At 67.0% G+C, this 19,065-nt stretch carries 22 protein-coding genes and 1 pseudogene; 13 read left to right on the top strand and 10 right to left on the bottom strand.

Features of this window, described 5'->3' with window-relative positions:
• The first annotated feature begins 6 nt into the window (after window positions 1-6).
• Genes HNP02_RS10160 through HNP02_RS10150 form a run of 3 tightly spaced genes read left to right on the top strand, consistent with a single transcriptional unit; the run spans window position 7 to window position 1,340 of the window.
• The gene (locus tag HNP02_RS10160; RefSeq protein WP_184437656.1) at window positions 7-957 is read left to right on the top strand and encodes a fumarylacetoacetate hydrolase family protein; all 951 of its coding nucleotides are present in this window, start codon (window positions 7-9) and stop codon (window positions 955-957) included.
• A gap of 57 nt (window positions 958-1,014) precedes the next feature.
• A complete protein-coding gene (locus HNP02_RS44015) occupies window positions 1,015-1,140 on the top strand; it encodes a helix-turn-helix domain-containing protein (RefSeq protein WP_184437832.1) in 126 nt (41 codons plus the stop codon).
• Window positions 1,137-1,340 (top strand): hypothetical protein, encoded by a 204-nt coding sequence (locus HNP02_RS10150; protein WP_184437654.1) that lies wholly within the window; start codon window positions 1,137-1,139, stop codon window positions 1,338-1,340. Before HNP02_RS44015 ends, HNP02_RS10150 begins: the two co-directional genes overlap by 4 nt.
• 295 nt (window positions 1,341-1,635) lie before the next feature.
• Here the strand turns inward: HNP02_RS10150 and HNP02_RS10145 are convergent, their stop codons facing one another.
• Entirely contained in the window at window positions 1,636-2,601 is a 966-nt protein-coding gene (locus HNP02_RS10145) for an amidohydrolase family protein (protein ID WP_184437652.1), read from the bottom strand.
• Between the two features lie 183 nt (window positions 2,602-2,784).
• Here HNP02_RS10145 and HNP02_RS10140 point away from each other — a divergent pair, with 183 nt between their 5' ends.
• Together HNP02_RS10140 and HNP02_RS10135 are read left to right on the top strand one after the other, a co-directional pair.
• On the top strand, window positions 2,785-3,027 hold the full coding sequence (locus HNP02_RS10140) for a fumarylacetoacetate hydrolase family protein (RefSeq protein ID WP_221317347.1): 243 nt from the start codon (window positions 2,785-2,787) through the stop codon (window positions 3,025-3,027).
• Window positions 3,028-3,063: 36 nt separating this feature from the next.
• Entirely contained in the window at window positions 3,064-3,732 is a 669-nt protein-coding gene (locus tag HNP02_RS10135; protein WP_184437650.1) for a TetR/AcrR family transcriptional regulator, read from the top strand.
• A gap of 122 nt (window positions 3,733-3,854) precedes the next feature.
• Here HNP02_RS10135 and HNP02_RS10130 read toward each other — a convergent pair whose 3' ends face one another.
• Both HNP02_RS10130 and HNP02_RS10125 read right to left on the bottom strand, forming a co-directional pair.
• The gene (locus tag HNP02_RS10130; protein WP_184437828.1) at window positions 3,855-4,799 is read right to left on the bottom strand and encodes a 2-hydroxyacid dehydrogenase; all 945 of its coding nucleotides are present in this window, start codon (window positions 4,797-4,799) and stop codon (window positions 3,855-3,857) included.
• A gap of 13 nt (window positions 4,800-4,812) precedes the next feature.
• Window positions 4,813-5,400 carry a TetR/AcrR family transcriptional regulator C-terminal domain-containing protein gene (locus HNP02_RS10125; protein WP_184437647.1) on the bottom strand — a complete coding sequence of 196 codons (588 nt, stop codon included), beginning with the start codon at window positions 5,398-5,400 and terminating at the stop codon, window positions 4,813-4,815.
• Here HNP02_RS10125 and HNP02_RS10120 point away from each other — a divergent pair.
• On the top strand, window positions 5,294-5,626 hold the full coding sequence (locus HNP02_RS10120) for a zinc-binding dehydrogenase (protein WP_309241494.1): 333 nt from the start codon (window positions 5,294-5,296) through the stop codon (window positions 5,624-5,626). The genes HNP02_RS10125 and HNP02_RS10120 overlap by 107 nt on opposite strands.
• 37 nt (window positions 5,627-5,663) lie before the next feature.
• Here HNP02_RS10120 and HNP02_RS10115 read toward each other — a convergent pair whose 3' ends face one another.
• Together HNP02_RS10115 and HNP02_RS10110 are read right to left on the bottom strand one after the other, a co-directional pair.
• Window positions 5,664-6,806, bottom strand: a complete 1,143-nt coding sequence (locus HNP02_RS10115; protein WP_184437643.1) for an alpha/beta hydrolase — start codon at window positions 6,804-6,806, stop codon at window positions 5,664-5,666.
• The gene (locus tag HNP02_RS10110) at window positions 6,803-7,432 is read right to left on the bottom strand and encodes a TetR/AcrR family transcriptional regulator (RefSeq protein WP_184437641.1); all 630 of its coding nucleotides are present in this window, start codon (window positions 7,430-7,432) and stop codon (window positions 6,803-6,805) included. Before HNP02_RS10110 ends, HNP02_RS10115 begins: the two co-directional genes overlap by 4 nt.
• 102 nt (window positions 7,433-7,534) lie before the next feature.
• Between HNP02_RS10110 and HNP02_RS10105 the strand changes: the two genes are divergently transcribed.
• Window positions 7,535-8,116: a VOC family protein gene (locus HNP02_RS10105; RefSeq protein WP_184437639.1), complete on the top strand. Its 582-nt coding sequence runs from the start codon at window positions 7,535-7,537 to the stop codon at window positions 8,114-8,116.
• An 8-nt stretch (window positions 8,117-8,124) separates the two neighbouring features.
• Window positions 8,125-8,673 carry a hypothetical protein gene (locus HNP02_RS10100; protein ID WP_184437637.1) on the top strand — a complete coding sequence of 183 codons (549 nt, stop codon included), beginning with the start codon at window positions 8,125-8,127 and terminating at the stop codon, window positions 8,671-8,673.
• 16 nt (window positions 8,674-8,689) lie between these two features.
• Here HNP02_RS10100 and HNP02_RS10095 read toward each other — a convergent pair whose 3' ends face one another.
• On the bottom strand, window positions 8,690-9,322 hold the full coding sequence (locus HNP02_RS10095) for a TetR/AcrR family transcriptional regulator (protein ID WP_375373650.1): 633 nt from the start codon (window positions 9,320-9,322) through the stop codon (window positions 8,690-8,692).
• A gap of 75 nt (window positions 9,323-9,397) precedes the next feature.
• Here HNP02_RS10095 and HNP02_RS10090 point away from each other — a divergent pair, with 75 nt between their 5' ends.
• The 4 genes from HNP02_RS10090 (at window position 9,398) to HNP02_RS10080 (ending at window position 12,297) form a co-directional block, all read left to right on the top strand.
• Window positions 9,398-10,249 (top strand): oxygenase MpaB family protein, encoded by an 852-nt coding sequence (locus HNP02_RS10090; RefSeq protein ID WP_184437633.1) that lies wholly within the window; start codon window positions 9,398-9,400, stop codon window positions 10,247-10,249.
• A 40-nt stretch (window positions 10,250-10,289) separates the two neighbouring features.
• A complete protein-coding gene (locus HNP02_RS10085) occupies window positions 10,290-11,207 on the top strand; it encodes an SAM-dependent methyltransferase (protein ID WP_184437632.1) in 918 nt (305 codons plus the stop codon).
• Between the two features lie 135 nt (window positions 11,208-11,342).
• Complete coding sequence (locus tag HNP02_RS42600) at window positions 11,343-11,477, top strand: hypothetical protein (RefSeq protein ID WP_255506351.1); 135 nt, start codon at window positions 11,343-11,345, stop codon at window positions 11,475-11,477.
• 277 nt (window positions 11,478-11,754) lie between these two features.
• On the top strand, window positions 11,755-12,297 hold the full coding sequence (locus HNP02_RS10080) for a hypothetical protein (RefSeq protein WP_184437630.1): 543 nt from the start codon (window positions 11,755-11,757) through the stop codon (window positions 12,295-12,297).
• 70 nt (window positions 12,298-12,367) lie between these two features.
• On the opposite strand, the gene HNP02_RS10075 is transcribed toward HNP02_RS10080, so the two are convergent.
• From HNP02_RS10075 to HNP02_RS10065, 3 genes and pseudogenes are all read right to left on the bottom strand, one after another.
• The gene (locus tag HNP02_RS10075; RefSeq protein WP_184437628.1) at window positions 12,368-13,573 is read right to left on the bottom strand and encodes a S9 family peptidase; all 1,206 of its coding nucleotides are present in this window, start codon (window positions 13,571-13,573) and stop codon (window positions 12,368-12,370) included.
• Window positions 13,574-13,633: 60 nt separating this feature from the next.
• Complete coding sequence (locus HNP02_RS10070; protein ID WP_309241493.1) at window positions 13,634-15,487, bottom strand: glycosyltransferase family 39 protein; 1,854 nt, start codon at window positions 15,485-15,487, stop codon at window positions 13,634-13,636.
• 31 nt (window positions 15,488-15,518) lie between these two features.
• Window positions 15,519-16,416: pseudogene (locus tag HNP02_RS10065) on the bottom strand (amidohydrolase family protein).
• Between the two features lie 9 nt (window positions 16,417-16,425).
• Between HNP02_RS10065 and HNP02_RS10060 the strand changes: the two are divergent.
• Window positions 16,426-17,190 (top strand): trans-aconitate 2-methyltransferase, encoded by a 765-nt coding sequence (locus HNP02_RS10060; RefSeq protein WP_184437624.1) that lies wholly within the window; start codon window positions 16,426-16,428, stop codon window positions 17,188-17,190.
• On the opposite strand, the gene cysC is transcribed toward HNP02_RS10060, so the two are convergent.
• Window positions 17,187-19,061 carry an adenylyl-sulfate kinase gene (gene cysC, locus HNP02_RS10055; RefSeq protein ID WP_309241492.1) on the bottom strand — a complete coding sequence of 625 codons (1,875 nt, stop codon included), beginning with the start codon at window positions 19,059-19,061 and terminating at the stop codon, window positions 17,187-17,189. The two genes, HNP02_RS10060 and cysC, sit on opposite strands and share 4 nt — an antisense overlap.
• Between the last annotated feature and the right edge of the window lie 4 nt (window positions 19,062-19,065).

Below are 19,065 nucleotides of genomic sequence, written 5' to 3'. Positions count from 1 at the left end.
AACGGCATGAAACTGGCCACCTTTAGCGCTGGCACCGAGCAGACCCACGCCGGTGTCGTCATCGACGACACGGTGGCCGACCTCAGCGCCGTCGAGGACGGACCGGCATCCATTGTGGCACTGCTGAATCGGCCCGACTGGCGCGAGCAGGCCCAGTCACTATTGCACCGCGCGCCGCGGCGGCCGCTCGATTCCATCAGGCTGCACGCGCCCGTGCCGAACCCGCCCAAGTACATGGCGATCGGGCTCAACGCGCGTGATCACCGCAAGGACGTCAACGCGCGATGGCTGCTACGGGAACCCAAGCTCATTCGGATCGCCGCCGGATACGTGCTCGCGCACCCAAAGTCGAAGTATCCGTTCTTCTTCGCCAAGGCAACCTCGTCGATCGCCGGACCATTCGACCCGATCGTGCTCCCCAAGGGGGCCTCGCAGGTCGACTGGGAAGGCGAACTCGCCGTGGTGATCGGCACACGAATCCACGACGTGACCCCCGCGGTCGCAACCGCAGCCATCGCCGGATACACCGTCGCTGACGACATCACGGTTCGTGACTGGCAATGCGACAACCCGACGTCGGCGGCGTTGGCCAAGAGTTATCCGAGCCACGGACCCCTCGGCCCGTGGCTGGTCACCGCCGACGAACTCGACGTGAACGCCGTTGAGCTACGCACCTACCTCAATGGCGAACTGCGCCAGCGCGGCCGGATCGCAGACCTGATCCTCACCCCCGCCGAGGTGATCAGCCAACTCAGCAAGTTCTGCGCCCTGGAACCCGGCGACGTCGTCGCCTGTGGAACGTTCGCCGGAACAGGCTGGCCGGCCGGGCGGTTCCTGCAGCCGGGCGACACCGTCCGGGTGGAAATCGACGGCATCGGGCATATCGCCAATCCCGTGGTGTCCAGCCAGCACGCTGCCACGGCCGGACGCGACCGCGAACTCGGCCGCATTGGCTAGCCTCAGTGCCATGCTCGCGACCCCTGTCCGCAAAGGTGACACCGACCGACGTCAAGCCTGCTCATCGATGCCGCCCGCGAACTGTTCGCAAAGCACGCCTTTGACCAAGTCACGACCAGCGAGATCGCCAACAACGCCGGCATGGCCTCCGGTCTGTGCGCGCCACTCAGGCGTAGGAGGTGAACGTCAGCGCAGATACCGACGGTGCGACCCTGCGGCTCTCGATCCGAGACGACGGAATCGGCGGAGCCGATTTCACGAAGGGCTCAGGGCTCGTCGGACTCCATGACCGCGTCGAAGCCCTCGGCGGAAGGGTGCAGATCTCCGGCGTCGCTGGCAATGGCACGCCTCTTCTCGTCACGATTCCGTTCAGATTCGCGTGACACACCGAAATGCGTCACTCCCGTTGAGGTTCAACCAACGTAAGGGCGCGCTGGGAACCCGCAGACATTCTGGCGAGGTATCACCGAAATCGTTTGACACTAAATGAGATGGCGGTGTTCGGCCGGGCTAACCGATGGCATGTCGGGAAGGTGCTCGACATCAATCCCGTTCTGCGGTCACGGTTTTCCATCCAGCTGATGATTGCGCGTGGTCTTGGGATTCAGAGGGATCACTTGACTACTGGCGGCGGCAGGGGCGTTGACGATCGTCGCGGCCGTTTGGCGTGACAGGCAGCTACTTGTCGGGACGCAGCAGCCGGGTGGCGTTGCGGGTGGTGAGTGCCCGCCAGCTGTCGTCGGCAGGCTGATCGGCTTGGTCGATGGATGCCAGCTGGGCGTCGACTGCGTGGGCCGGGGTCCAGCAGTAGTCGCTGCCGTAGAGCAGGCGCTCGGTGCCGAACGCCGCGACAGCGGCGGGCAATTGGTGCGGAAATGGCGTGCCGGCGATGTCGAACCACAACCGTCTCAGTTGGCGGGGCACTGCGCTGTCCGGGTCATCGTCGCCGATAAACACAGTGCGGAAGAGTTCCATCCGATCGGCGAGCAGTGGTAGAGCGCCCCCACCATGGGTGAAGACCCATTCGATGTCGGGGTAGCGGGCAAGCGTGCCGGTGAAGACAAGGTCGCTGACCGTGCGGGTGGTGTCAAAAATGAACTCCAGCATCGGCCGGGGCCGGCCGAGGGCGATCGCCTCGGCGCACGGCGGTGACGTGGGATGCACGAACACAACAGCGCGACGCCGATTCAGTTCGCGATAGAGCGGTTCGTAGCGGTCGTCGCCGAGATACACGCCGGCGCTGTTGGTTTCGATGGTGAACCCGTCACTGTCGAGTTCATCGAGTGCGTAGCCGAGCGCGTCGAGCGCGCCAGGCACGTCGGGTAGCGGCAGCGAGGCGAAGTGACCGAACCGCCCGGGGTTAGCCCGAGAGATAGCCGCACCGGACTCGTTGACTTCCCGGGTGAGGCGGCGCGCGGCGGCATCATCACCAAAGTGGGTACCGGGTGAAGAAATCGACAGCATCGCCGTTGCCACGCCCCAGCGGTCCATCAGCCGCAGATGCTCCTCGGCCGACCAGCTCGGCCAGCCCGCCATCCCGTCCGGGTGAAGGTGGCCGGCGGCGCGCGCTGCGACTACGTAGCCGTCGTTGAGGAAGTGGGCGTGCACATCGATGAGCTGCTGGTCGGTGCCGGTGACGCCCATGACGACAGACTAATGCGAGCCCAAGCCGCGGTGCGGAGCGCTGCGCACGTTAGAGCGAGGCTGTAGTGGTCGGCGGCATGCATAGTTGGGCGCGGGGTGATTTGTTCGACAGAAGCTGGCACCTTCAGTGCGATCAGTGCCGCGATTCATCGACAGCCGCGCACGTGTCGAGATCATGGTCAGTTGTTCTGTCGCGGTGAGATCACCCCAGAACTGGCGACAGTCAACGCTACCGCGGCGGCGACGCTCAGCCAGTTCTGCGTGCTGCAGCCTGGCGACATCGTCGCGTGTGGCACCTTTGTCGGCACCGGATGGCCGACGGGGCGCTTCCTGCGGCCCGGCCATGTGGTGCGTATCGAAATCGACGGGCTCGGTGAGCTGTCCAACGCCGTGGTCGCCTACAGCGCACGGGCGTTGGCGCGTTAGTGCGCTACCCCGGTTGCGGTTGGATAGTCTGACGCCATGTGCGCCAGACGTGTTCGCGAGGTCGCTGACCGGCGACAGCAACTGATCGACACCGCCCGCACGCTGTTCGCCCAGCGACCCTACGACCAGGTAACCACCTCCGAAATCGCCAAGAAAGCCGGCGTCGCCTACGGCCTGATCGCCCACCACTTCGACAACAAACGTGGCCTGTATCTGGCCGTCATGAACGACATCGCCAGCGAGATCTCTGCGGTGCAACTCAGCCCGCCGCCGGCAGGTGCCAACCTCGCCGACCAGTTGCGTCACGCGCTGCGCAGCCACATCTCCTATATCGACGACTACGCCGAGAGCTTCGTCGCATTGGTGCGCGGCCAGCTCGGCTCGGATTCAAATCAACAAAACATCGTCGACGAGCTGCGCTGGCGGGGAGCCCAACGAACCCTGCTGGCCGTCGGCATTACCGAACCGATCTCCCCCGTCCTGCGCACCGCGATGCACGGCTGGGTCGGTTACCTCGACGAGATGATGATCGACCGCATCAACACCGGCGACGTCGACCGCGAGGTCCTCGTCGAGCTGGCTGCCGCCGCGCTGGCGGTGACCCTGCAGTCAGCCCGGACACTGGACCCGTCGATCGAGCTGGCGCCACCGATCATCAATGCGCTCAACACCTTCCGGGTCAACCAGGACCCCACCGTGTCTTAGCCCAGACGTCCAGCCCCACCAGAACGCGACGTTTCCTCGTCCGACGCCGCTGCACTGCAAGCTAATTCGGGCCCGTGGTCACACCGCAGCACCGGCCTCACTCAGCCGGGCCGACGCCGATCTCACCGGACGTGGTTCACCAGGTTTACCAGGTCCCGGCCGTCGCGCAACCGCTCGCAGTTGTCCACCGCCTCGCCAAGGTAGCGGCGCATGGTGTCGGCTGTGTACCAGGTGACGTGCGGGGTGAGCACGACGTTGTCGAGGGTCAGCAGCGGGTTGTCCGCGGCGACCGGCTCGGCGGAGAACACGTCGAGGCCCGCAGCCGTCAGCCGTCCCGAAGTTAGCGCGTCGACAAGCGCGGCCTCGTCGACGATCGGCCCGCGCGAAGTGTTGACCAGCACGCCGCCGGGCTTCATCAACGCCAGGCCCGTGGCATCGAGCAGCCCGGTCGTCTGGTCGGTGAGCGGCAGGTGCAGCGAGACGACGTCGCTTGCGGCGAGTAATTCGGGCAGCGGCCGCCACCCGGTGTGGCCGTCGTCGCGGGTGCTGGTGTGAAGTACGTCGGCCCCCATCGCCGACACGATGGTCTCGACGCGTTTGGCGACATTGCCGTAGCCGACCAGTCCGACGGTGCAGCTGCCGATGTCGCGGACCGTCTCGCCGAGCGTCGGATCCGATGGCCAGCCCGTGCCCGCCCTGGTGGCCGCATCGAGGGCGGGCAGCCTGCGCAGCGCGGCGAGCATCAACAGCACCGCACCCTCGGCCACCGACGGGGCGTTGGCGCCGGGCATGTTGGCCACGGCGATGCCTCGTTGCGTCGCGGTGTCGACGTCGATGGTGTTCACCCCAGCGCCCAGCTTGTGCACCAGTCGGCACCGCGTTGCCCCCTCGAGGTCTTTGCCCGACAAAGGTCGCAGCACGTGCCAGATCACCTCCGCCTCGGGCAGCTCGCGATAGAAGGTGTCGTCGTCGTCCTCGGCGACGTAGCGCACGTCGAGCCAATCGGCGTGTGGCGCAATCAATGCCCGCGCCTTGTCGCCGGGCACGAAGTGGGCCAAGACTCTGATTGGTGTCACGCCATTACCTTTCGATCGCACGCTCCAGGCTGTCCAGCAGCAGGTCGAGGCCGACCTCGAACTCGTCTCCAAAGTCGTAGTCGGCTTGCATGACTCGCTCGGCGGCTAGCTCCGCAAGGTAGGGATACTCTCCGGCTGGGGACTGTCTGAGTATGTCGTGGGCGACCTGCGCCGCATCCTTCGGGGAGTCGAACGGCAGGCTCGTCTCCTGGTGGCGCAGCGTCGCCGGTCCAGGCGCAGATCGCGACTCCATCAATCCGATCGCCCACCGGTGGCGAGTCAGCACGCGGCGGGCCGACAGCGCGCGGGTGCGCATGGCGGCGCGCCAGTCCACGTCGGCCGGCGGAAGGTCGATCTCTGCGAACACGACGTCGACCATGCCGTCGAGCAACTCGGACTTGTTGGACACGTGGTTGTACAGCGACATCGCCTCGACGCCGAGCGCATCGCCCAGCTTGCGCATGCTCAGCGCATCGATCCCTGCGGTGTTGGCGAGGTCGACGGCGGCACGCAGCACGCGGGCCCCGCTGACCCGCAACGGCAGGCTGGTGGTGACCGGCGGGGAGAACGGCGGGCCGGTGCTCGGCGGCATCGAACGCAATTTGGCGGCGCACCTGCTGTCCCCATTCGGCACGCAGCGCCTGCGTGCGTTCGTGGTCCGCAACAGCGCCGAGGACCTCGCCACCGTTGGGGCATTGATCGCCGAGGGCGTGATCACGCCAGCCGTTGACCGGACGTTCAGCCTGGACGAGGCGGCGGCCGCCGTCCGCTATCTGGTCGACGGCCGGGTCAGGGGCAAGCTCGTCATCGTCTCGTGAATTGGAGAGGTCCTCTGAATTGGAGAGGCGCTCTGAGTCAGCGCCATCGCTTGGCGATCCATTTCGTGATCAGGTCGGCCTGCTCGCTGCGCGCACCCGGGGTGGTGAAGTAGTGGTCGGAGTCGATCGAGTGCAGCGCCTTGTCTTTGCTGGCCAGCGCATCGTGAATGCGTTGTGCGTCGGACGGATACACGCCGGTGTCCTGCTCGGCATTGATCACCACCGCCGGGCAGCTGATACGGGCCAGATGGGGTTCGGCGCGGGTCTGCGAATGCTGCAGGCTCCACATGCCCAGCCAGCCGCGCAAGGTGCACGCCGCGGCGATGCCGTGCGCGGACCGGTTGGCCTTCACCGGGACGCCCGCATAGCAGGTGTTGGCCGGGCGCTTGGTGGGCTCGATGGTCGGATCGACCATGCGCAGATCGGCCCAGGTGCGCAACACCGTGAAGGGCCGGTCCGAGAAGCCGGCTTTCCGAACCCTTTTCAGCTCGGTCTCGGCCCACTCGGTGATCGCATGGTTGCGGGCGACCTGCGCGGCCCGGTACCGCTCGATGAAGTCGGCCGAGAACGGCGGGCCGTTGCGCTCGTCGAACGGGTCGAGTGCGCGATCGCTGGCGACGGGGTCGGTCTCGTCGACGACGGAGCCGTCCATCCACGTCGTCAGCACGTCGGGGCGGCCCGGATGGGCGGCGCTCGCCACGTAACCGTCGGCGGGCAAGAGGTCGTTGAGACCTGCCGCCGGTCGCATGCCGTCCAGCGGTGTCACGTGTGGGTCGACGGCCTGGGCCTGATAGGCCGCCATGAGCGACCCGCCACCTGAGTTACCGAGCAGCACAACAGTTTCCACGCCCTGAACCTCACGCAGCCAGCGCACGCCCACCCCGATGTCCACCAGCGCGTGGTCGAGCAGGAAGGTGCTCTCGAAGCCGCGGAACCGGGTGTTCCAGCCGAGGAAGCCGACACCGCGGGTGGCCATGTAGTCCGCGAGGTAGTGCTCGGAGAAGTCGATCTGATAATGCGCGGCGATCATCGCCACCTTCGGCTTGCGGCCGACGCCCCGGTAGTAGATGCCTTGGCATGGGTGCCCGCCCGAGCCGGCACGGCGGGCGGTGGGGGCGTCGACGCCGATGAACTCCCTGGTGACGCCCGGCGTCCCCGATCCTCCCGGATTCTTCGTCATGTCGGCGAGGTCTCCTCGAAGTAGATGGTTCGGTAGAACACGTTGGCCAACGTCTTGACGCATGCCTCGTCGTCGGCGTTCCCTGCGCCGTCGCCGCTCAACTGTACGTAGCAGAATTGGTTCAGCATCGAGACCAGAGCCACCGCGGTCAGGTGGGGGTCGTCGCCGATACAGAACCCTTGTTGTTGAGCCTGTTTCACCATCGTCGTGACGAGCGAGATCGGCAGCTCGCAGATGTCGGCCCAATATTGCGCGAAGTCGTCGTTGACCATTGCCAACTGAGAGACGCTGATGATCTCGGCAAGACGGTGCCGGTAGGTGGTCCAGTGCGCGGCGGCCGCACGGTAGGCGCGCTCCCGGTTGCTCAACTCCGGCTCGGAGGCCGCACGGGCTCGGTCACGCGCCTCGTCGCGGAAGCGAAGCGCCCATTCGCGGACCATCGCCTCCTTGGAGTCGTAGTAGTTGTAGAACGATGCCGTCGACCGGCCCGCCTCTGCGGCGATGTCGGAGATCGTCGTCGCCAGAATTCCCTTGCGCGCGATGACCGCCCGCGCCGCGACGTCGATCGCCGCCTGCGTCTGCCTGCCCCGAAGGGTCGGCAACTGTTCACGCGGCGCGACGGTCACTCGAGTCTCTCCTAGTGATTGATCCAACCTGAATCTGATGTTAGATTCAGATTGACACCTTGACTAGACCCACTTGGGTCGGGCATCTCGAGGAGCGGCAACGTGATCAAGCCTGAGAACACCAACTCCGAGTTCGAACTGGGCGGCATCAACCACGTGGCGTTGGTATGCGCGGACATGGCGAAGACGGTCGAGTTCTACTCGGGCGTGCTCGGCATGCCGCTGGTCAAGTCGCTTGACCTGCCCGGCGGCATGGGGCAGCACTTCTTCTTCGACGCAGGCAACGGCGACTGCGTGGCGTTCTTCTGGTTCGCCGAAGCGCCCGACGGCGTGCCAGGGATATCCGCACCCGCGGCCATTCCCGGCATCGGCGAGATCGTCAGCGCGGTCGGCTCAATGAACCATCTCGCGTTCCACGTTCCCGCAGAGAAATTCGACGAGTACCGCAAGCGACTCAAGGAGAAGGGCGTACGGGTGGGGCCCGTGCTCAACCACGACGAGAGCCCGGCCCAGGTGTCGATGACGCTGCATCCCGGCGTGTACGTGCGCTCGTTCTACTTCCAGGACCCCGACGGCACCACCCTCGAGTTCGCCTGCTGGACCAAGCAGTTCACCGAAATCGACACGGTGACGACGCCGAAGACCGAAGCCGATCGGCGGCCACCGGTGGCTGCTGCGCACTAGCCCCGATCATGGGTGACGGCGAGGTATCCGACGCTCAGATCGCCGCGATGTCCGCCGATGAGCGCCGAGATCTGATTCAACGGCTGGAACGGCCCCTCGGCGAACTGCTGTCCCCGTTGGTCCTGGAAAGATCCCGACGGATACGGCTGGTGCTGATGGTCAGTGCCACGATCGGGTTGATCCCATGGATCGTCTACCTGTCGCTCACGCTGCCCGAGAAGTACGTCGCCCACAACTGGACCGCCACCTGGGTGGGCTTCGACGTTCTGTTGCTGGGATTCTTGGGCGCCACGGTGTGGCTCGGCCTCATGCGCCGCCAACTGCTCGTCCTGACGGCCTTCACCAGCGGCGTGTTGCTGATCTGCGACGCCTGGTTCGACGTCCTTACGGCAGGGCCGGGGGAGAGGTGGCTGTCGGGGCTGACGGCCGTGCTCGGCGAACTGCCGCTGGCCTTTCTTCTGATCACCGGTTCTCTGCGCATCCTGCGGCTCATCGTGACGCGGCTGTACCTGCTCGATCCGGGAATGCCGCTGTGGCGAGTCCCCTTGCTGCCGTGATGGATTCGGTGTTCGGCTACGATGGCCTGTAGAGCGCCGGGTCGGCGAGTGCATCGAGGACGGACGCCAGCTGCTCGACGAACTGATCGGGCTCGAGGTCGACGTCACCGGCAAGCCACGCACTGATGGTCTGTCCGACGCCGCCGACCACGAAATGCGCGGTGGCCATGATGCGATCGTTCTGCTGCACGCGCAGCGCGCTGCCCACGTGCTGGCCGGACAGCATCGCGAACAAGGCCTCGGACTCCGCGCGCTTGCGGACCAGCACCGCATTGGACAGCTGCGCACTGAACAGCAGTCGACCAATGCGGGGGTCGCCGGCAATGGTCCTAACGATGTTGGCCATGCCCGCCCGGCTCTGTTCCTTCGGCGGCGCGCTGGCCACGGCGGCCTGGGTGGTGGCGGCGATGTCGGCGATCACCCAGTCGAAGACCGCGCCGACCAATTCGTCCTTGTCGGTGAAGCTCTCGTAGAAGTACCGCGCGGAGACGCCTGCCTCACGGCAGATCGCCCGCACGGCGAGTTCGGCGGCATCGTCGGTGCCGCCGAGCAACTCGAGTCCCGCCTCGAGCAATCGGTGTCGACGCTGAGCGATCCGCTCGCGTGCCTCGACACCGCCGTAGGGCCGGACCTGAGCCATGCCCACCATCTTGACACCCGCCCCGGGCGCAGGGCAATATCAGGAAACACGCGTTCTCAGATTTGCTATCGGAGGGGATGGCCAATGTCGGTCACGGAGAGCACCGTCGTCCGGACACGTCGGGCGGGAATCGACGACGGCCTGATGGGAGTGGCGCTGCTGGCAGGCCCTGCCAACGTGATCATGCAGCTGGCCAGGCCGGGAGTCGGCTATGGAGTCCTGGAGAGTCGGGTGGAGAGCGGCCGCGTCGACCGGCATCCGATCAAGCGGGCACGCACCACGTTCACCTACCTGGCCGTCGCCACCAACGGCAGCGACGCCCAGAAGGCGGCCTTCCGCAAGGCCGTGAACGGGGCCCATGCGCAGGTGTACTCGACCGACGAGAGCCGGGTGAAGTACAACGCCTTCGACAAGGACCTCCAGATGTGGGTGGCCGCGTGCCTGTACAAGGGCGCGGTCGACGTCTACCGGACCTTCATCGGCGAGATGGACGACGAGACCGCTGATCGGCATTACGCCGAGGGGATGGCGCTGGGCACCACGCTGCAGGTGCCCGCGGCGATGTGGCCGGCTGACCGGGCCGCGTTCGACCGCTACTGGCAGGAGTCGCTGGACCTGGTGCACATCGACGACACCGTGCGCGACTACCTGGTCCCGATCGCGGCGAGCCGGGTCCGTGGCGTGAAGTTGCCGGGGCCGCTGCAACGGTGGTCGGACGGCTCCGCTCTCCTGATCACGACGGGGTTCCTGCCACAGAGGTTCCGCGATGAGATGCGCCTGCCATGGGACGCGAAGCGGCAGCGCCGGTTCGACCGCCTGATGAGCGTGCTGCGCACCGTCAACCACCTGATGCCGCGCTTCGTCAGGCAGTTCCCGTTCAACGTGTTGCTCAGAGACCTCGACCGGCGGATCCGGACCGGACGACCGCTGGTTTGACGTAAGCCTGCTGCCAGATTCCGGGCGTACGCTCGCGCCAATGCGCACTGACAACGACACCTGGGACATCACCACCAGCGTGGGCTCGACGGCCCTGTTCGTCGCCGCGGCAAGGGCTTTGGAGGGGCAGAAGCCCGAACCCCTCGCGGTCGACCCGTATGCCGACGTGTTCTGCCGCGCCGTCGGGGGCGGCTGGGCCGACGTGCTGGACGGAGTCGACAGCGACGTCTATGAGGAAGCACCGGCCTACTCCCGCCTGCGGTCCGACTTCGGCGGGCACTTCGTGTCGTTCCAGGGCGCACGCACCAAGTACTTCGACGCCTACTTCGCCGCGGCCGCGGACGCCGGCGTCCGGCAGATCGTCATCCTCGCCGCCGGCCTCGACTCGCGCGCGTACCGGCTGCCATGGCCCGACGGCACCGTCGTCTACGAGCTCGATCGACCCGAGGTGTTGGCGTTCAAGCGCAAGGCGCTCAACGACCACGGGGACGCTCCGCGCGCCGAACGCCGCGAGGTTGCCGTCGACCTTCGCGACGACTGGCCCGCGGCGCTGAAGGTGAGCGGCTTCGACCCGTCGCGACCGTCGGCGTGGATCGCCGAGGGTCTGCTCATCTATCTGCCGGCCAGCGCGCAGGAGCAACTATTCGCAGGCATCGACGCGCTGTCGAGTCCCGGCAGCTGGGTCGCGGTCGAGGAGGGCAGGCCCATGCCAAAGGCGGCCTTCGAGGCCAAGCGGGCAGAGGAGCGGACCGCTGGTGCGGAGGGCACGTTCTTCACGCTGGTCTACAACGAGCAGCACGCACCGGCCGACGAGTGGTTCGCCGCTCGTGGGTGGACGGCCGAAGCCACCCAGCTCACCTCATATCTCCGCGAGCTGGGGCGACCCGCGCCCGAGGACGATCCCGACGTCTCCCCGATGGTCGGCTCGATCAGTTTGGTCAGCGCCACGAAGAGGTGATCCGGCTCACGCGTCAATTACTCGACGTGCGTCTCGACAGTTGAGTTATGGCGGGGCGCCGTGCGCCTCCGTGACGAATATGGGTAGTGACACTCTTGCGGCCGTCGATCGCGATGTCCTTAGTAGGTTTGCCACGTGCTGCCGGCACTTGGTCTGACGGTTCACGACCGGAGGCGGCCCGCCGATTTGGCCGCCTACCGCATACCCATCGACGAACGGCTCGGCGATCGGCTCGCAGAGGTGTGGTCGCTCACCGCTCGAGAAACCTGACCCAGCACTCGAGCTGGGCGGTACGGCAAATGCTTCAACAGTTGCCGTGGTGTGCGCATTCCGGACCGACGATGCCCCGGCGAAGGCTCCGCTACCGTGTCTTCAAATCCAGCGTGGCCAGCAGCGACCGCTGCTGATGGCGCTGGACCGCAGGTCGGTCGACCGGCTCGAGCTGGACGGCATTCCACTGCCTACCGGAGTGCTCGATCACGTCCGGTGGCAGGTCTTCATAGCTAACTCGTTGTTAGTGGAGCAAACACACTTGTAGGATCGCCGTGTGGGGGTCCAGGACACGACTGATCGGTTCGCCTACCTGTTCGAGCCGGTCGACGCTGAGCCGACGGCCGAGACTCCGGTCGCCGAAAACGTGCCGCACAGGCGCAGGTGGTGGCCAGTACCCATAGTGGCGGTCATGGTGGGACTTGCCGGCGCCGTCGTGGTGATCCAGTCGTGGCCAGGTCCCGGCGACGTTGCGCCCGGTCAGAGCGGGTCAACCACTCACCTCGTGCCGACCCCGATCGTGACGACCATTCCGGTCGTCGAGGCGCCAGCGGAGTTCGTCGCCCCGCCCAAGGTGACGGCGAACGTCATGCTGGAACCCGCGCCCGTATCAGTGGCCCCGCCCCCGCCGCCTCAACAGTCAGCGCCACCGTCGCCGTCCAGCAGGCCCGAGACCGATCAGGCGACGACGCCGACCCTGCGTGCGCCGATCAGCGTCAGCCCCGAACCGCGCCCCGCGTTTCCCAACCAGCATCTGCCCGACAACGACAACGGCAACGACGGAGGCCGGGGCGGCTTGCTGGGCCGACTTGGTTTGTGAATCTGACGACGGGACACGCCGCTGAGCCGTCGCCCGATTCACACACGGCGACAGGAATCCGACCGTGCGGTCAAGAGAACATGAACCCGCTCATGAACCGCGTCATGCGGCGCAGGTAATCCGGCTGGCTGACGTGCAGGACGTGGTTGCCGGGGAACCAGTGCATCGCACAACGATCCCAGTGCTCCCAGAGCTTTTCGGCCTGTTCGGGTGGAGCCAGCCGATCACCGAGTCCGGTGATGATGAGGCGACGGTCTTTGGGCACCAACGGCGCGTAGTTGAGTGGTGAGTGATACATCGACGCCGCCGCCGACAGCTCCCGGTCGGTGCCCGTCACCCGATTCGCAAGCTGGAACACTCGGTTGGCCGGGAACCAGTCGTCGATCAAGTCTTCGACGCTGACCACCGGGACGTTGGGGATCACGGCTTGCACGCGGTCGTCCACGCTTGCCACCAACGCGGAGGTGTAGCCGCCAAGCGAGATGCCGGTCAGTGCGACCCGGTCCACTCCGGTGTACTCGAGATAGTCCAGGACCGAACGGAAGTCGTGCACCGCCTGGGCCATCGCCTCGGCGAATCCGGCGAAACCGTCCGCGAAGTAGCCGTAGCCGCTGAAGGGCGAGAACTTCTGGGCGCGCCCGCCGTGGAACGGCAGTGTGTAGAGCAGGACGTCGTAGCCCGACCGGTAGAACCACGGCAGCGCGAAGAACAGGCCGTTCGCCAGATACGCCGATCCCATGAAGCCGTGGATCACGCACAGCGTCGGGTGTGGTCCGTCGTCGTGTACCCAGTGTTGCGCGCGGACGACGTTGTTGCGCTCGTATCCGGCCCGCTGCTCGCGCACGGCGGGGTTGATGGCCGAGAAGCTGCTCTTGAACTTGATGTTCTGGACGTGGCCCTTCGCGATCCATTCGGCGATGGGGTTGGCCGGCCTCGACGACACCCGGGGCGGCTCCGGAGGTGCTGGGAAGGACAATTCTGGGTCGTGCGCGGCGCCGAGGTCGGCGTAGAACCGCAGCGCTTCGCGCTCTGCCCTGGCGCTCATCGGTCGGAGGGCAGCCGTCGCGATCTTCGGCAACATCGCGGTGCTGACGAGGGAGGCGATCGCGGTGCGCAGGCCGACGTCGGCGATCGCCGAGGAGTCGACGATGAGCTTCTGCCGGAGGCTGAGATCTGCCCGTCGGGGCAGGCCGCTGGGGGTGGCGTCGGCCCCGGAGACGTCCGGAACGGGGATCGGTGGGTCGATCGGAGCTGTGTTCGACGGTGAACTGGGCACGTGGCGACTGTATCCCGGGCAGCCGGCGGCCAGGAGCGAAGCGACAGGGGATATTTCCGGTCACGCGAGGCGGTAAACCAGCGATTCACCGAGCGTCGTGGCCGGATAGTGCGCGGCCACCCAGTCGGCGATTTCGCGGGTGTGGGACGCCGAGTGGTTCTCCGACCGGATGACCCTGCCCTCTGGCTCGGCGGCGCCGCCCTTGCCCGCCTCGACGTAATAGGCGATCTTCCCGGCGCGGACATCGGCGATGAACTGCTCAAGAGTGGGCGCCGGGTCGCCGGCCCACCCACCGATCGCCATCACCGATGTGCCCGACGCAATCTCGAGCGCGGCGGCCGACTGCGATCCGTTCGTCGCGGCAGACCATGGCGTGCGCGTGGTGCGGAGCAGGTCGGCGAGGTCACGGTTGGTTGCCTCGTCACCCATCCAGCCGCCGACTGCGAACTCCTCCGCCAGGCTCTGCGCCTCGACGCTGCGTTCCGTGATTCGGTGCACCGGGCCCACCGCGTTCGGAATCGCCCCATGATGCGGTGTCATCGCCGTCGCGATGGAGAACGCGACCGTTCCCGCAGCGGCACCCAACGCGCCGGCCAGGGCACCTGCGGCCGACCACCGCCGCCTGCCGATCAGCGCTGCCGCGATCCCGACGACGCTGAGGGCCGTGACCAGCGTCGGGGCCCAGGTCGGGCCGAAGTGGTTGAGGTTCAACAAGTTCACCGACCACCACCCGGCCAGCCCGAGCATCGTCGCGAGCGCGATGCGGCCGTCCCAGCCCGAGCGCGTGCGCCACGCCCACGTCGTCCCCAATCCGACCAGCGCGGCGATGGCGGGTGCCAGCGCGACGGTGTAGTAGGGGTGCACGGTGCCGTTCATGAAGGTGAACACCAGGCCCGTCACCAGTAGCCAGCCGCTCCATGCCACGTAGGCAGCTCGTTCGTCAAGACTGAGTTGGCCACGCGCCCAAAGGTATCCGCCGAAAACGACGACGAAGAGCGTGACGGGCAGCAGCCAGGAGATCTCGTTGCCGAACTCTCCCGTGAACAACCGATGCAGGCCGGTAGCGGAACTCGCGGACCGGAACATCGCGCCACCCCAGTGCGACTCGGCGCCAGGGTCGTCGCCGAGGATGCGGCTGAGCCCGTTGTAGCCGAACGCGAGATCGAGCACGGTGTCGTCCTTCGAGCCGCCGACGTAGGGCCTGGACCCGGCGGGGATCGCCTGCACGATGGCCACCCACCATCCGGCGGCCGCGACCAGCACGCCGGTTGCCGCGGCGAGGTGCAGCCCGCGGTTGCGCCAACTCGTCGGGGCGGCAAGCAGATACGCCGCCGCGAAGCCGGGCAACACCAGGAAGCCCTGCAGCATCTTGGTCAGGAACGCCGTACCCATCACCGCGCCGACGAGCGCAAGCCACCGCCACGACGCCGTGGCCACCGCACGGGTCAGACAGTAGGCCGCGGTCACCAGGAGCAGCACGAGGAACGCGTCGGGATTGTTGAAGCGGAACATCAGCGCCGCCGCGGGGGTGCACGCCAGCACCGCACCGGCCACGATCCCGGCGACGGTGCCCTGCGTTCGATCAGGGATCGTACGGCGCACGGTGGCGAACAGCACCGCGACCGCAGCGACGCCCATCAGGGCCTGCGGGACGAGCACCGCCCAACTGTTCATGCCGAAGAGCCGCACCGAAAGACCAGTCACCCAGAGCGCACCCGGCGGCTTGTCGACGGTGATGAAGCCGCGGGCGTCCAGCGCGCCGAAGAACCACGCCGACCAGCTCTGCGCACCGGCCTGGGCGGCGGCCGCGTAGAAGGCATTGCCGTAGCCGGTTGCCGAGAGGTTCCACAGGTACAGCGCAGCAGTCCAGGCGATGAGGGCAGCCAGGGCGAGGCGGGGCCACCGTGTGGTCACGGCGGTCAAGTTTTGTCGGTCTGCCTGCCAGTCAGCTGTGGACGAGCCCGAAGAGGGCGGCCGCGTTGTCGTGCAGGACGCCGCGCAACCAGGCGTCGTCGACGCCGTCCAGCCGGGTCAGCGGCGCCAAGGCCTCGAGGTAACCGTGGGGGATGTTGGGGAAGTCGCTGCCGAACAGGATGCGATCACCGAGCGCGCGCAGTCGCGCGTGCTCTGCCGACGGGAACGGCATGGTCTCCTCGATGAATGGGGTGAACGTCATCGTGGTGTCGAGCCGCACCTCGTCGTACTGCTCGCAGAGGTCCAGGAAATCGGTGTACTCGGGCATGCCCATGTGCGCGATGATCAGGCGCAGCCCAGGGTGTCGGGACAGCACCGCGCGGATCGGCTCCGGCCCGGTGTGCTCGCCCGGCTGTGGACCCGACCCGCAGTGGATCACGACCGGTATGCGCGCGTCATCGATGGCGCCCCAGACGTCGTCCAGCAGTGGATCGGTGGGGTCGTAGCCGCCGACCTGGACGTGCGCCTTGAAGACCCGCGCGCCGTTCTCGATCGCCGCGCCGACGTACCCCCGCCGCGTCGGGTTCCGGGTAGAACGTCGCGGTGGACAGACAATCCGGGGAGGTCGACGCGAACTGGACCGCCCACTGGTTCAGCCACGCCGCCATCTGCGGCTTGTGCGGATACACCAGCGACGTGAAGCCGCGGACGCCGAAGCCCCGCAACGTCTCGAGCCGTTGGGCCTCGTCGGTGCGGTACGCGATCGGCCACGCCCGCCCAACCAGCGGCCCTGCGGTGTCGAAGTACTGCCACACCTTGTCCATCACCTGTTTGGGCATGAAGTGCGTGTGGACGTCGATGATGCCGGGCAGCCCGAGGGACTCCCACAGCCGACGTACGGCCGTTGACTCTTCGATCACGTCAGTGATGATGGCAGCATGTGGAATCCCGACGTCTACCTGGCCTTCGCCGACCACCGCGGGCGACCGTTCTTCGACCTGCTGTCACGGGTGGGTGCGGAGGCACCACGCCGTGTCGTCGATCTCGGTTGCGGTCCCGGCAACCTCACCGCGACGCTCGTGCAGCGGTGGCCCGACGCCGTCATCGAAGCCGTCGACAGCTCGCCGGAGATGGTCGAGGCGGCACGCGAGCGGGGGCTCGACGCCGTCGTCGGTGTGATCGCAGACTGGTCACCCAAGCCCGATACCGACGTCGTGGTCTCCAACGCCGCGCTGCAGTGGGTGCCCGAGCATGCCGAGCTGCTGGTCCGCTGGGTGGGCCAGCTGTCCGCCGGTGCGTGGATCGCCATGCAGGTGCCGGGAAACTTCGACGCTCCGTCGCATCAGGCCGTGCGCGAGGTGGCTCACAGCGTGCCGTTCTCGAATCCGTTGCGGGACATGCCGTGGCGAGACGAGCACGTCGTCCAGACACCCAGTTGGTACGCGGGACTGCTCACCGACGCCGGTTGCACGGTGGACGCGTGGGAGACCACCTACGTCCACCAATTGACCGGTAAGACACCGGTATTGGACTGGATCACGGGCACCGCGCTGACCCAGGTGAAGGAGAGGCTGTCGGAAGAGGCGTGGCAGCAGTACCGTCAGGCGATCATTCCGCTGCTCGCCGAGGCATATCCCGTTCGGCCGGACGGCACGACGTTCTTCCCGTTCCGCAGGGTGTTCGTCGTCGCCAGGGTCGGTTAAACGCCGTCCCGCTTGGCCTTGAGCACCTCGAGCACCTTGGCCACCAGCTCATCGATGTCGGCGCCGGTGGTGTCGAGCACCAGATCCGGATTCTCGGGGGCTTCGTAGGGCGCGTCGACACCGGTGAGCCCCTTCAGCTCGCCGGCCCTGGCGCGGGCGTAGAGACCCTTCGGGTCCCGCTTCTCGCACTCCGCCACCGACGTCGAGATGTGCACCTCGATGAACGGCAACTTGGCGGCGTCGTTGAGGGCCCTTGCAATCTCGCGATCGGACTTCAGCGGCGACACCAGCGAGGCCAGCGCGACCACCCCGGCGTCGGCGAACAACCGGGTGAGATGTCCTACCCGCCTGATGTTCTCGGCGCGATCCCCGGGGGAGAAGCCGAGATCGTCGGACAGGCCGTGCCGGATGTTGTCGCCGTCCAACAGGTATGCGACGTCACCGGATTCGACGAGCGCGCGTTCGACGGCGACGGCGACGGTCGACTTGCCCGATGCGGGAAGGCCGGTGAACCAGATGGTGGCGCCGCGCTGGGTGGTGGACGACCACCGGTAGTCGCGATCGAGTGAGGACGGGTGCCAACGAATGTCGTTGCGGGTCTGCGCTCCCGGCTTGACCTCACGCGGCTCGACGATCGTGCCTGCACCGACGGTTTCGTTGGAGCTCTCGTCGATCAGGATGAAGGCGCCGCTGTCCCGGTTGTCGGTGTAGGGGTCTGCGACGACGATCGAGCTGGTGCGCAGCGTCACCTCGCCAATGTCGTTGAGCAACAACTCGACCGGGTTGTCCAGCTCGTCGAGCGTCTCGGGGTCCAGCCGGGTGTGCAGCGCCTGCACCGTCGCTCGCACCGTCTTGGAGGTCTGCTTCAATGCGACCCGGTCACCGGCACGCAGCGGGGTCTCGACGAACCAGCACACCGTCGCGTCGAGCTCACGGGCCAGTGTCGGCAGCGTCGCGTTCTCGTCGCCGCTGACCAGTACGTCACCGCGGGCGACGTCGATGTCGTCGGCGAGCTCGACCGAGATCGACAGCGGCGCAACGGCAGTGGCCCGAGAGTCGTCGAGGGTGTCGACGGCGGTGACGGTGGAGCGGGTGCCAGCAGGCAGTGAGATGACGGCGTCGCCGACGCTCAGCGTCCCTGCCGCCAGGCGCCCGGTGTAGCGGCGGCGTTCATCGGTGGTCGGGCGGGACACCCACTGGATGGGCAGCCGCAGCTTGGCGGCCTCGGGGTCGGGCGCGGACAGTTCGACGCCCTCGAGGTACTCGAGCAGGGTCGGCCCGGTGTACCAGGCGGTGTTGTCCGAGCGATGCACCACGTTGTCACCGTGTTTGGCGGCGATGGGGATGACGGATAGCTCCGCGCCGCCGAGCCGGGCGGCCATCTGCGCCAGCTCCGCCTCGACCTCGGCGAACCGGCCCGAGTCGAATTCGACGAGGTCGATCTTGTTGACGGTGGCCACGAAGTGTTGGACGCCAAGCAGTTTCGCGATGCGCGCATGCCTTCTGGTCTGGCGCAGCACGCCGGCGCGGGCGTCCACCAGCAGCACCGCGACGTGCGCGTTGGACGCACCGGTGAACATGTTGCGGGTATAGCGCTCGTGGCCTGGGGTGTCGGCCAGGATGTAGCTGCGCCGCTCGGTGGAGAAGAACCGGTAGGCGACGTCGATGGTGATGCCCTGCTCGCGTTCTGCGCGCAGCCCGTCGGAGAGGGCAGCCAGGTCGGCGACGCCCTCCTCATCCGTGACGGCTTCGAGGTGGTCGAGCGGCAGGCTGTCGGTGTCGTGCATCAACCGGCCGATCAGGGTGCTCTTGCCGTCATCGACGGATCCGGCGGTGGCCAACCGGAGCAGCTGTCGGGTCTGCGTCTTCACATCA

This window comes from Mycobacterium sp. AZCC_0083 (genome assembly GCF_014202335.1).
In the GTDB taxonomy this organism is placed as follows: Bacteria; Actinomycetota; Actinomycetes; order Mycobacteriales; family Mycobacteriaceae; genus Mycobacterium.
Note: the sequence above shows the minus strand (reverse complement) of the source record. Positions and strands in the feature narration are given on the sequence as shown.